This window comes from Neobacillus sp. SAB-20_R2A (assembly GCF_049568635.1).
Classification (GTDB): domain Bacteria; phylum Bacillota; class Bacilli; order Bacillales; family Cytobacillaceae; genus Neobacillus; species Neobacillus citreus.
In genome coordinates this window covers 121,793-134,825 of sequence record NZ_CP145895.1, presented here as the reverse complement: position 1 = coordinate 134,825, position 13,033 = coordinate 121,793, and the positions used below count along the sequence as shown (strand labels likewise).

The 13,033-nt window shown below is 42.4% G+C and carries 14 protein-coding genes; all 14 read right to left on the bottom strand.

The features are described 5' to 3' along the window. Nucleotide 1 precedes the first annotated feature (1 nt). Nucleotides 2-658: a 30S ribosomal protein S3 gene (gene rpsC, locus V5M37_RS00705; protein ID WP_213148268.1), complete on the bottom strand. Its 657-nt coding sequence runs from the start codon at nt 656-658 to the stop codon at nt 2-4. A gap of 3 nt (nt 659-661) precedes the next feature. Then, nucleotides 662-1,003 (bottom strand): 50S ribosomal protein L22, encoded by a 342-nt coding sequence (rplV, locus tag V5M37_RS00700; RefSeq protein ID WP_213121079.1) that lies wholly within the window; start codon nt 1,001-1,003, stop codon nt 662-664. A gap of 17 nt (nt 1,004-1,020) precedes the next feature. Next, a complete protein-coding gene (gene rpsS / locus V5M37_RS00695) occupies nt 1,021-1,299 on the bottom strand; it encodes a 30S ribosomal protein S19 (protein WP_213121080.1) in 279 nt (92 codons plus the stop codon). A 60-nt stretch (nt 1,300-1,359) separates the two neighbouring features. After that, on the bottom strand, nt 1,360-2,190 hold the full coding sequence (rplB, locus tag V5M37_RS00690) for a 50S ribosomal protein L2 (protein ID WP_423800334.1): 831 nt from the start codon (nt 2,188-2,190) through the stop codon (nt 1,360-1,362). Between the two features lie 27 nt (nt 2,191-2,217). Next, the gene (gene rplW / locus V5M37_RS00685; protein ID WP_277398412.1) at nt 2,218-2,502 is read right to left on the bottom strand and encodes a 50S ribosomal protein L23; all 285 of its coding nucleotides are present in this window, start codon (nt 2,500-2,502) and stop codon (nt 2,218-2,220) included. Then, nucleotides 2,502-3,125 (bottom strand): 50S ribosomal protein L4, encoded by a 624-nt coding sequence (rplD, locus tag V5M37_RS00680; protein WP_213121082.1) that lies wholly within the window; start codon nt 3,123-3,125, stop codon nt 2,502-2,504. The genes rplW and rplD overlap by 1 nt, the downstream gene beginning before the upstream one ends. A gap of 29 nt (nt 3,126-3,154) precedes the next feature. Next, on the bottom strand, nt 3,155-3,781 hold the full coding sequence (gene rplC, locus V5M37_RS00675) for a 50S ribosomal protein L3 (RefSeq protein ID WP_423800333.1): 627 nt from the start codon (nt 3,779-3,781) through the stop codon (nt 3,155-3,157). A gap of 38 nt (nt 3,782-3,819) precedes the next feature. Further along, a complete protein-coding gene (gene rpsJ, locus V5M37_RS00670) occupies nt 3,820-4,128 on the bottom strand; it encodes a 30S ribosomal protein S10 (RefSeq protein WP_034676072.1) in 309 nt (102 codons plus the stop codon). Nucleotides 4,129-4,510: 382 nt separating this feature from the next. Further along, on the bottom strand, nt 4,511-5,698 hold the full coding sequence (gene tuf / locus V5M37_RS00665) for an elongation factor Tu (protein ID WP_213148272.1): 1,188 nt from the start codon (nt 5,696-5,698) through the stop codon (nt 4,511-4,513). Between the two features lie 127 nt (nt 5,699-5,825). Further along, entirely contained in the window at nt 5,826-7,907 is a 2,082-nt protein-coding gene (fusA, locus tag V5M37_RS00660; RefSeq protein ID WP_423800332.1) for an elongation factor G, read from the bottom strand. Nucleotides 7,908-7,955: 48 nt separating this feature from the next. Beyond that, a complete protein-coding gene (gene rpsG, locus V5M37_RS00655) occupies nt 7,956-8,426 on the bottom strand; it encodes a 30S ribosomal protein S7 (RefSeq protein WP_213148274.1) in 471 nt (156 codons plus the stop codon). A 39-nt stretch (nt 8,427-8,465) separates the two neighbouring features. Continuing rightward, the gene (rpsL, locus tag V5M37_RS00650; RefSeq protein ID WP_213121087.1) at nt 8,466-8,888 is read right to left on the bottom strand and encodes a 30S ribosomal protein S12; all 423 of its coding nucleotides are present in this window, start codon (nt 8,886-8,888) and stop codon (nt 8,466-8,468) included. 103 nt (nt 8,889-8,991) lie between these two features. Next, complete coding sequence (locus V5M37_RS00645) at nt 8,992-9,240, bottom strand: 50S ribosomal protein L7ae-like protein (protein WP_213148275.1); 249 nt, start codon at nt 9,238-9,240, stop codon at nt 8,992-8,994. Nucleotides 9,241-9,374: 134 nt separating this feature from the next. After that, entirely contained in the window at nt 9,375-12,974 is a 3,600-nt protein-coding gene (rpoC, locus tag V5M37_RS00640; RefSeq protein WP_423800331.1) for a DNA-directed RNA polymerase subunit beta', read from the bottom strand. Nucleotides 12,975-13,033: the final 59 nt, after the last annotated feature.

Below are 13,033 nucleotides of genomic sequence, written 5' to 3'. Positions count from 1 at the left end.
ATTATTTGCCTCCTTCCCCAGTTTTCTTCTTAGTAGGAAGGATCTCTCCACGATAGATCCATACTTTTACACCAAGTTTACCGTAAGTAGTATCGGCTTCTGCTGTAGCGTAGTCGATATCAGCGCGAAGTGTATGAAGTGGAACAGTTCCTTCGCTATAATGTTCTGAACGAGCGATATCCGCACCACCAAGACGACCGGATACCATTGTTTTAATACCTTTTGCACCAGCACGCATAGCACGTTGAATTACTTGCTTTTGTGCGCGGCGGAAAGATACGCGGTTTTCTAATTGACGAGCAATGTTTTCAGCAACTAACTTCGCATCAACATCAGCCTTCTTGATTTCAAGAATGTTGATATGAACGCGTTTGCCAGTTAATTGGTTTAATGCTTTACGAAGTGATTCCACTTCAGTGCCGCCTTTACCGATTACCATACCAGGCTTCGCTGTATGGATTGTAACGTTAACACGGTTCGCAGCACGTTCGATTTCAACTTTAGACACAGAAGCATCTTTTAGGCGCTTCGTAATGTATTCACGAACCTTAATGTCTTCGTGTAAAAGATCAGCAAAGTCTTTACCTGCGTACCACTTAGATTCCCAATCACGGATGATTCCGATACGCAAACCGACTGGATTTACTTTTTGACCCACAGCTTATCCCTCCTTCTTCTCTGATAAAACGATTGTAATGTGGCTTGTGCGCTTGTTGATTTGGCTTGCACGGCCCATAGCGCGTGGACGGAAACGTTTTAAGGTTGGACCTTCATCAACAAATGCTTGTGATACAACCAAGTTATTTACGTCCATTTCATAATTGTGCTCAGCATTTGCCATAGCGGATTTTAAAACTTTTTCAACAACTGGAGAAGCAGCCTTCGGAGTCAGATTTAAAATCGCCACCGCTTCACCAACTTGCTTTCCTCGAATTAAATCGACGACTAAGCGGACTTTACGAGGAGCAATTCGGACTGTTCTTGCAACAGCTTTAGCTTGCATTGGGATGCCCTCCTCTCTTAACGTCTTGTTTTCTTATCATCGTTACCATGACCTTTGTAAGCACGTGTTGGAGCGAATTCTCCAAGCTTATGTCCTACCATGTCTTCAGTAACATACACAGGCACATGTTTACGGCCATCATAAACGGCGATCGTATGACCAATAAATTGTGGGAAAATCGTAGAACGACGAGACCAAGTCTTAATCACTTGTTTCTTATCGGATTCATTTAACTTTTCAACTTTAACCATTAAATGATCATCAACGAATGGTCCTTTTTTTAAGCTGCGACCCATGAATGAACCTCCCTTCGTGAGTGGTCTACGGCTCTGTCTTTGAACCGTAGTTCAATCACGTTATTTTTTACGACGACGAATAATAAGTTTGTCGGATTTGTTTTTCTTCTTACGAGTTTTGTAACCAAGAGTCGGTTTGCCCCAAGGAGACATTGGAGACTTACGTCCGATTGGTGAACGTCCTTCACCACCACCGTGTGGGTGATCGTTAGGGTTCATAACAGATCCGCGGACAGTTGGACGCACGCCTAACCAGCGAGAACGACCAGCTTTACCGATTTTAATAAGTTCGTGCTGTTCGTTTCCTACTTGACCGATAGATGCACGGCATTCAGAAAGAATCATGCGAGTTTCACCAGAAGTTAAACGTACAAGTACGTATTTACCTTCTTTACCAAGTACTTGAGCGCTTGTTCCAGCAGAACGAACTAACTGGCCGCCTTTACCTGGTTTTAATTCGATGTTGTGTACTACTGTACCAACTGGAATGTTTGCTAATGGAAGTGAGTTACCTACTTTAATATCTGCCTCAGGGCCAGACATTACCTCCATGCCTACTTCAAGATTTTTTGGAGCTAAGATATAACGCTTTTCACCATCAGCATAGTTGATTAGTGCAATGTTTGCAGAACGGTTTGGATCGTATTCGATAGTGGCAACGCGTCCAGGAATGCCATCTTTGTTACGTTTAAAGTCGATTAAACGATATTGACGCTTATGGCCGCCACCTTGATGACGAACAGTTAACTTACCTTGGTTGTTACGGCCGCCTTTGCTCTTTAATGGAGCTAAGAGTGATTTTTCTGGAGTACTTGTTGTGATTTCAGCGAAATCAGAAACAGTCATCCCACGACGTCCGTTAGAGGTAGGTTTGTACTTTTTAATCGCCATTTTATTTCCCTCCTCTTATATTAGATTTTAGCTTTCAAAGAATTCGATTTCTTTGCTGTCAGCAGTTAGTTTAACGATTGCCTTGCGGCGTTTGTTTGTGTAACCACCAAATTTACCCATACGCTTGAACTTACCTTTGTAGTTCATGATGTTGACTTTATCAACTTCTACGCCAAAGATTTCTTCGACAGCATCTTTAACTTGAGTTTTATTAGCCTTAACATCCACTTCAAAAGTATATTTCTTTTCAGCCATTAGGTCAGTAGTACGTTCAGTGATAACGGGGCGCTTAATGATATCGCGTGCATCCATTATGCAAGCACCTCCTCTACTTTTTCAACCGCTGCTTTAGTCATGATTAACTTATCATGATTTACAACGTCTAATACGTTGATTCCATCAGCAGTTACAACTGTTACACCAGGAATGTTGCGAGCAGATAATGCTACGTTTTCATCAAGGTCAGCTGTAACGATTAACGCTTTTTTCTCAACAGAAAGACCATTTAAAACAGCTTTGAAGTCTTTTGTTTTTGGAGCATCGAATGCTAAGCTTTCAAGTACTAACACTTTTTCTTCTAGAACTTTAGAAGATAGTGCAGATTTGATTGCTAAACGACGAACCTTTTTCGGTAATTTATAGCTATAGCTACGTGGTTGTGGACCAAATACAGTACCACCTCCGCGCCATTGTGGAGAACGGATTGACCCTTGACGAGCACGACCTGTTCCCTTTTGGCGCCATGGTTTACGACCACCGCCGGCTACCTCAGAACGATTTTTAACTTTATGAGTTCCCTGACGTAAAGAAGCTCTTTGCATAATGATCGCTTCAAATAATACGTGTTGGTTAGGTTCAATACCAAATACGGATTCGTTTAACTCGATTTCACCAACTTGTGAACCGCTTTGGTTAAATAATGCTACTTTCGGCATTCCTATGTTCCTCCTTTCTTATGAAGTGATTATGCTTTAACCGCACCTTTGATTTTTAGTAATGCTTTTTTCGCGCCTGGAACGTTACCTTTGATTAAAAGTAGATTGCGCTCAGCGTCAACCTTAACGATTTCAAGGTTTTGAACAGTAACTTGCTCTCCACCCATACGTCCAGGTAATAATTTACCCTTGAATACACGGTTTGGAGCAACTGGTCCCATTGAACCAGGACGACGGTGATAACGAGAACCGTGAGCCATTGGGCCGCGTGATTGTCCGTGGCGCTTGATCGAGCCTTGGAAACCTTTACCCTTTGAGATTCCTGTTACATCTACTAAATCGCCTGCAGCGAAAATATCAACTTTGACTTCTTGACCAACTTCATAGCCTGCTAAGTCATCTCCGCGGAATTCGCGAACGAAGCGCTTAGGAGCAGTATTTGCTTTTGCAACATGTCCCTTTTCAGGTTTGTTAGCTAACTTTTCACGTTTATCTTCGAAACCTACCTGAATAGCTTCGTAGCCATCAGTTTCCGCAGATTTCTTTTGAAGAACAACGTTTGGAGCTACTTCAACTACTGTTACAGGAATTAAGTTTCCATTCTCAGCAAATACTTGAGTCATACCAATCTTTCTTCCTAAGATTCCTTTGGTCATGTAAGTCACACCTCCTAATTTTATAAAATTTTATTTGCTTATAATTTGATTTCGATATCTACACCGGATGGTAAATCTAATCTCATTAATGCATCAACTGTTTGTGGAGTTGGATTAACGATGTCGATTAGACGCTTATGTGTCCGCATTTCAAATTGCTCACGAGAATCTTTGTACTTGTGAACCGCACGAAGAATCGTATAAATAGATTTTTCAGTTGGAAGCGGAATCGGACCAGACACAGCTGCACCTGAACGCTTTGCTGTTTCAACGATTTTTTCTGCAGATTGATCAAGGATTCTGTGATCATATGCTTTTAAGCGGATACGAATTTTTTGTTTTGCCATTATTTTCCCTCCTTTATTCGCCTATTTTTAAAATAGACATTTCTCAGTGAGAATTTCCCTAACACAGCGCCATGGCAAAGCGGCCGGGTGTGTCAGCAACCTCCCACATCATCGCAGTCAAAGACCAACATTGTCTATTATACATAAAACATAAAGCAAACGCAACATTTTTTACGATTTTTTTTAGTCTTATGTCCTGAACACTTTTATTATTATAAAGGTTGATATACATGATTTCAACACATAATAATAATCTCCAGTAATCTCCTAATTAAATTACATTTAAACATTCATAATTATATAGAAGAAACACGGTAAATTTTTAAAAGAACATATAAAAAAGCAGCTGGATCGTCACCCAGCTGCTTCTGTTATTGATTAATTACTCAATGATTGTAGTGATTGAACCTGAACCTACAGTACGTCCACCTTCACGGATAGAGAACTTAGTTCCTTCTTCAATCGCAACTGGAGCGATAAGCTCAACAGTCATTTCTGTGTTATCGCCAGGCATGATCATTTCAGTACCTTCTGGAAGAATAATGATACCAGTGATATCAGAAGTACGGAAATAGAATTGTGGACGATAGTTTGAGAAGAATGGAGTATGACGTCCACCTTCTTCTTTAGATAATACGTAAACTTGTGCTTTGAACTTTGTGTGTGGAGTGATGGACTTTGGCTTAGCCAAAACTTGTCCACGCTCGATTTCTTCACGGGCTACACCACGAAGAAGGGCACCGATGTTGTCACCAGCTTCAGCAAAGTCAAGAAGCTTACGGAACATTTCTACACCTGTTACAGTTGTAGATTTTGGCTCTTCAGTGAAACCAACGATTTCAACTACGTCACCAACTTTAACTACACCACGCTCAACGCGTCCTGTAGCTACTGTACCACGGCCAGTGATTGAGAATACGTCCTCTACTGGCATCATGAATGGCTTGTCAGTGTCACGAGTTGGGTTTGGAATGTAGCTGTCAACAGCATCCATAAGTTCGATAATTTTTTCTTCCCATGCAGCATCGCCTTCTAATGCTTTAAGAGCAGAACCTTTGATAACTGGAGTGTCATCGCCAGGGAAATCGTATTCAGAAAGAAGGTCACGAATTTCCATTTCTACTAATTCAAGTAATTCTTCGTCGTCAACCATGTCACACTTGTTCATGAATACAACAAGGTAAGGTACGCCTACCTGACGAGAAAGAAGGATGTGCTCACGAGTTTGTGGCATTGGACCATCAGTTGCAGATACAACTAAGATACCGCCGTCCATTTGTGCTGCACCAGTGATCATGTTTTTAACATAGTCAGCGTGTCCTGGGCAGTCAACGTGTGCGTAGTGACGTGCATCAGTTTCATATTCAACGTGTGCAGTAGAGATTGTGATACCACGCTCTCTTTCTTCTGGAGCACCGTCGATTTGATCGTATGCACGAGCTTCTGCTTTACCTTGCTTAGCAAGTACAGAAGTGATTGCAGCAGTTAAAGTAGTTTTACCATGGTCAACGTGTCCGATTGTACCAATGTTAACGTGTGGCTTTGAACGGTCGAATTTAGCTTTTGCCATTTGGAAAATCCTCCTTTGGATTAAAAAAATTAAGTATATTTAAGCGGAAACTGTAAAGAGGTTGTCCTCGTTTCACAGTTTCCATTCTTACATAAGTAGTTATACTTTAAAGATAAGTAAAAATCAATTACTCACCTTTATTTTTTTTGATGATTTCTTCAGAAACTGATTTAGGTACTTCTTCGTAGTGATCAAAGTGCATAGAGAATACTCCACGACCTTGTGTGCTAGAACGAAGCGCAGTTGCATATCCAAACATTTCTGATAGAGGAACCATAGCACGAACAACTTGTGCGTTACCACGAGCTTCCATACCTTCAACACGTCCGCGACGTGCAGTGATTTGTCCCATAATGTCTCCAAGATACTCTTCAGGGATAACAACTTCTACCCTCATCATCGGTTCAAGGATTACTGGCTGACACTTAGATGCTGCATTTTTAAGTGCCAATGAAGCGGCAATTTTAAATGCCATTTCAGAGGAGTCAACATCATGGTAAGAACCATCGAATAGTTTTGCTTTAATATCAACTAATGGATATCCAGCAAGAACACCGCGTTGAAGCGCATCTTCAAGTCCAGCTTGAACAGGAGCGATGTATTCACGAGGAACAACACCACCAACGATGGCATTTTCGAATTCGAAGCCTTTTCCTTCTTCGTTTGGTGAGAATTCAATCCAAACGTGTCCGTATTGACCGCGTCCACCAGACTGACGAGCAAACTTACCTTCAACTTGTGCAGTAGCACGGAATGTTTCGCGGTAAGCAACCTGCGGTGCACCTACATTAGCTTCAACTTTGAATTCACGACGCATACGGTCAACGATGATATCTAGGTGAAGTTCACCCATACCAGCAATGATTACTTGTCCAGTTTCCTGGTCAGTATGTGCACGGAAGGTCGGATCTTCTTCTTGCAGCTTTTGCAGAGCAGTTGTCATTTTGTCTTGGTCAGCTTTTGATTTAGGTTCAACTGAAAGCTGGATTACTGGCTCTGGGAATTGCATAGACTCTAGGATAACAAGGTTTTTGTCGTCACATAGAGTATCACCAGTAGTTGTATCTTTCAAACCTACAGCAGCAGCAATATCACCGGCATAAACCTTTGAGATTTCTTGACGGCTGTTTGCGTGCATTTGCAGGATACGTCCGATACGTTCACGTTTGCCTTTAGTTGAGTTCTGAACATATGATCCAGACTCTAAAGTACCAGAATAAACGCGGAAGAACGTTAATTTACCAACATAAGGGTCTGTCATAACTTTAAATGCAAGAGCTGAGAATGGCTCTTCGTCACTTGAGTGACGCTCAACGATTTCCTCTTCATCATCCACAGCATGACCTTTAATGGCAGGTACATCTAATGGAGATGGAAGGTAATCGATAACTGCATCTAACATTAACTGAACACCTTTGTTTTTGAAAGCAGATCCACAGATAACTGGGTAGAATTCAACGTTAACAGTACCTTTACGGATTGCGGCTTTTAACTCATCTTTTGAGATTTCCTCTCCGCCAAGGTATTTTTCCATTAACTCTTCATCAAGTTCAGCTACTGCCTCAACTAATTTTTCACGATATTCTTCAGCTTGCGCACGGTATTCTTCAGGAATCTCACGAACTTCAATATCAGTTCCTAAGTCGTTTCCGTAGAATACTGCGTTCATTTCCACAAGGTCAATGATAGCTGAGAATTGATCTTCAGCACCGATTGGTAACTGAATTGGATGAGCATTCGCTTGCAGACGATCATGTAATGTTTTTACAGAGTAGAGGAAGTCTGCGCCGATTTTGTCCATCTTGTTTACGAATACTACACGTGGTACTCCGTAAGTTGTTGCTTGACGCCAAACTGTTTCAGTTTGTGGTTCAACACCTGACTGAGCATCCAGAACGGCTACCGCACCATCAAGTACACGAAGGGAACGTTCTACTTCTACAGTGAAGTCTACGTGTCCTGGAGTGTCGATGATGTTAACACGGTGGCCTTTCCATTGTGCAGTTGTTGCAGCGGAAGTGATTGTGATTCCGCGTTCTTGTTCTTGCTCCATCCAGTCCATCTGAGAAGCACCTTCATGTGTTTCACCGATTTTATGAATCTTACCAGTGTAATAAAGGACACGCTCAGTGGTAGTCGTTTTACCGGCATCGATGTGTGCCATGATGCCGATATTACGAGTATTTTCTAAGGAGAACTCTCTTGCCATTGGGTCTTTCTCCTTCCTAGTAGAAAGTTTTTATATTTGAAGGTTAGATTACCAACGATAGTGAGCAAACGCTTTGTTTGCTTCAGCCATTTTGTGTGTATCTTCACGTTTCTTAACAGACGCACCAGTGTTGTTAGCTGCATCCATAATTTCGTTTGCTAAGCGCTCTTCCATTGTTTTTTCACCGCGAAGACGCGCATAGTTTACCAACCAGCGAAGACCAAGAGTTGTACGGCGGTCAGGACGCACCTCAACTGGAACTTGGTAGTTAGCACCACCGACACGGCGTGCTCTTACTTCTAGAACTGGCATGATATTTTTCATTGCTGCTTCGAATACTTCCATAGGTTCTTTTCCAGAACGCTCACGGATTGTATTAAATGCAGAGTAAAGAATTTCTTGAGATTTACCTCTTTTACCGTCAATCATCATTTTGTTGATAAGACGAGTAACTAATTTTGAATTGTAAAGTGGATCTGGTAACACGTCTCTCTTTGCTACAGGACCTTTACGTGGCATGCTTTTTCCTCCTTTCAAAGAAGCTTCTATTTAGTATGATTATTTCTTAGCTGCTTTTGGTCTCTTAGTACCATATTTTGAGCGGCCTTGCATACGGTTGTTAACTCCAGCTGTATCAAGCGCTCCGCGTACGATGTGATAACGTACCCCCGGTAAGTCTTTTACACGTCCGCCACGGATAAGAACAACACTGTGCTCTTGAAGGTTGTGGCCGATACCAGGAATGTATGCAGTCACCTCGATACCATTTGTCAAGCGTACACGAGCATATTTACGTAACGCTGAGTTTGGTTTCTTTGGAGTCATTGTACCAACACGAGTACATACCCCGCGTTTCTGTGGTGAAGATACATTTGTTTGTGATTTTTTGAAGCTGTTATAACCTTTATTTAGCGCAGGTGACTTTGACTTCTCAGTCGTTGACTGACGTGGCTTGCGCACTAATTGGTTAATTGTAGGCATGTTTTTTTCCTCCCTTCATTATTTGTAAGCCCACACATCCAGGTGGTTCATTTTTTTGCAAAAACAAAGTTTTTGCAGACTACTCTATCTACAAAAACAGTTTTTAACGGATAATTGCAACAGCGGCCGCACCTACTTGAATTCCGCATGCTTTACCAAGTTTTTTCATGGAGTCGACATACAGAACAGGAACTTCTAAGTCTTGGGCTGTTGTGACCACCTGAGCCGTAACTTTTTGGTCAGCATCTGCCGCGATAATCAGCTCTTCGACTTTTCCTTCCTTTAGTGCTTTCACTGCTTGTTTTGTCCCTATAATAAAACTCTTCGCCTGCAATACTTTTTCATAAGACATGATTGCTATCCTCCAAAGTATCAGGTGTATAGGAGCACCTTTGATATAGTAACATCTTAGAAAATAGTTGTCAACAAAACATTTAAATTTTTTCTTAAAATAGAGGCTGACGAAGGTCAGCCTCTGACATTTATTTAATCAATTGTTACCGGCTCTTCTGAGGTTGTATCCCGAAGGACTGGCTCTGCTTTGCGGTAGCGCTGCATACCCGTTCCGGCAGGAACCAGTTTCCCGATGATAACATTCTCTTTTAAACCAAGCAATTCATCGCGCTTGCCCTTAATTGCTGCATCAGTAAGAACTCTTGTTGTTTCTTGGAATGATGCTGCAGACAAGAATGAATCAGTTTCAAGAGATGCTTTGGTAATACCAAGTAATACAGGTCGCCCTGTAGCCGGTATTTTGCCGTTTAGTAAAGCTGATTCATTGGCATCCGTAAACTGGTGAATGTCTAGCAGTGTACCCGGTAATACATCTGTATCTCCAGCCTCACTGACACGCACTTTGCGGAGCATTTGTCGGACCATAACCTCGACGTGCTTATCGCCAATTTCAACACCCTGCATCCGGTAAACCTTTTGCACTTCACGAAGCAGGTATTCCTGAACGGAAATTACATCTTTTACCTTAATCAGTTCTTTTGGATCGATTGATCCTTCGGTTAATTCCTGACCTCGTTCAATCCGGTCTCCGACAGCAACCTTCAGACGGCCAGTATACGGAGCAGTATAACTGCGCTGCTCAACTTCACCTTGAACAACAATTTCGTGCTGGCGGTCTCGTCCTTCGTTAATGCTGATGACCACACCGTCAATTTCTGAAATTACAGCCTGCCCTTTAGGGTTACGCGCTTCGAAAATTTCTTGAATACGCGGCAAACCTTGCGTAATATCGTTACCCGCAACACCGCCGGTATGGAATGTACGCATCGTTAGCTGTGTTCCTGGCTCACCGATAGACTGGGCCGCGATAATACCAACCGCTTCACCTACTTCGACCTCTTGACCAGTCGCTAGGTTACGGCCGTAACATTTTTTACAAACACCATGGCGGGTGTTACATGTAAATGCCGAACGGATTTTAACCTCTTCAATTCCAGCCTCTACAATGACAGTAGCAAGGTCTTCTGTAATTAGGCCATTTTCCGGAACAAGGACTTCCTTTGTTTCAGGATGTTTAATTGGCGTACGTGCATATCGGCCAATTAGACGCTCTTCAAGTGGTTCAATAACCTCTGTACCATCTTTTAAAGCGCTGATAGTAAAGCCGCGGTCTGTTCCACAGTCATCCTCACGAACAATAACGTCCTGTGCAACGTCAACGAGACGGCGGGTTAAGTAACCTGAGTCAGCTGTCTTAAGGGCTGTATCGGCAAGACCTTTACGCGCACCGTGAGTAGAGATAAAGTACTCTAATACCGTTAATCCTTCACGGAAACTTGACTTGATTGGTAACTCGATGATCCGACCTGCCGGGTTGGCCATCAGACCACGCATACCTGCTAACTGTGTAAAGTTAGACGCATTACCACGGGCACCGGAGTCACTCATCATGAAGATTGGATTAGTCTTATTCAAGGATTTCATCAATTTACCTTGAATAGTATCCTTCGCCTGGCTCCAAATAGAGATGACACGGTCATAACGCTCATCCTCTGTAATTAAACCACGTCTAAACTGTTTAGTAACATTATCAACCTTAGCCTGCGCATCATGAAGAATTTGCCCTTTCTCTTTAAGTACGACGATATCGGCAACACCAACAGTAATACCGGCTTTAGTTGAATATTTGAAACCTAAATCCTTCATGCGGTCGAGCATTTTGGATGTTTCGGTAATTTTGAAACGCTTGAATACTTCCGCAATGATATTACCAAGAATTTTCTTCTTAAACGGATCGATCAAAGGCATATTTTTAATCTTTTCTTTGATATCCTCGCCTTTTTCGACAAAGTACTTAGCAGGTGTTTCAACCTCTAAATTGTGTTTAGTTGGTTCATTGATATAAGGGAATGATTTTGGAAGAATCTCATTAAACACAAGCTTACCAACGGTTGTGATTAACAGCTTGTTGTTTTGTTCTTCTGTAAAAGTCTCATTTCCTAATTTACCGGCATTAACAGCAACCCTTGTATGCAGGTGAACATAGCCGTTTTGATAGGCAAGAAGGGCTTCGTCCGTATCATTAAACACCATGCCCTCACCGACGGCACCTTCTCTTTCAAGAGTTAGATAATAGTTTCCTAATACCATGTCCTGTGAAGGAGTAACAACCGGTTTACCATCTTTCGGGTTAAGAATGTTTTGGGCAGCAAGCATTAAAAGGCGGGCTTCAGCCTGCGCTTCTGAAGAAAGCGGTACGTGCACTGCCATTTGGTCTCCGTCAAAGTCGGCATTGTATGCAGTACATACTAACGGGTGAAGACGAATAGCACGGCCTTCAACGAGCGTAGGTTCAAATGCCTGGATCCCTAAACGGTGAAGCGTAGGGGCACGGTTTAACAGAACCGGATGCTCCTTAATGACATCTTCAAGCACATCCCAAACATCCGGGGACACTCTTTCAATTTTGCGCTTTGCTGATTTAATATTATGGGCTAATCCCTTTTCAACAAGCTCCTTCATCACAAATGGCTTAAATAACTCAAGCGCCATTTCTTTTGGAAGCCCGCATTGATACATTTTTAGATTAGGACCTACGACGATAACCGAACGGCCGGAATAGTCAACACGTTTTCCAAGCAGGTTTTGACGGAAACGCCCTTGCTTACCTTTCAGCATATGGGACAGTGACTTTAACGGACGGTTACCAGGACCTGTAACCGGGCGGCCGCGGCGGCCGTTGTCAATTAAAGCATCGACTGCTTCCTGGAGCATCCGCTTTTCGTTTTGAACGATAATGCTAGGCGCACCCAGATCTAATAAACGCTTTAAGCGATTGTTACGGTTAATCACACGGCGATATAAATCGTTTAAGTCAGAAGTCGCAAATCTTCCGCCATCTAATTGAACCATTGGGCGCAGCTCCGGTGGAATGACCGGAAGAACATCTAACACCATCCAAGATGGTTCATTCCCGGAATTACGGAATGCTTCGAGAACCTCAAGACGTTTAATCGCACGTGTACGGCGTTGGCCTTGAGCTGTTTTAAGCTCTTCTTTTAAACCATCAACTTCTTTGTCTAAATCGATATCTGACAGCAGTTTCTTGATGGCTTCAGCACCCATAGATGCTTGGAATTTATTACCGTACTTTTCACGATAGGCACGATATTCTTTTTCTGATAAAAGCTGTTTCTTTTCAAGAGCAGTGTCACCTGATTCTGTCACTACATATGAAGCAAAGTAAATGACTTCTTCAAGCGCCCTTGGAGACATGTCTAAAACAAGCCCCATTCTACTTGGAATGCCTTTAAAATACCAGATATGCGAAACAGGTGCGGCAAGTTCAATATGCCCCATTCGTTCGCGGCGGACCTTTGCACGAGTAACCTCTACACCGCATCGGTCACAGACAACACCTTTATAACGGACACGCTTGTACTTTCCGCAATGACATTCCCAATCCTTTGTCGGACCAAAAATTCTTTCGCAGAATAAACCGTCCTTTTCTGGCTTTAACGTACGATAGTTAATGGTTTCAGGTTTTTTAACCTCACCGAATGACCAAGAGCGGATTTTATCCGGTGATGCAAGACCTATTTTCATGTACTCAAAATTATTAACGTCCAGCAAGGGGCCTACCTCCCTATTTATGTCCAGGTTTTACCCTTATATAAAAGCTTAAAAGCGCA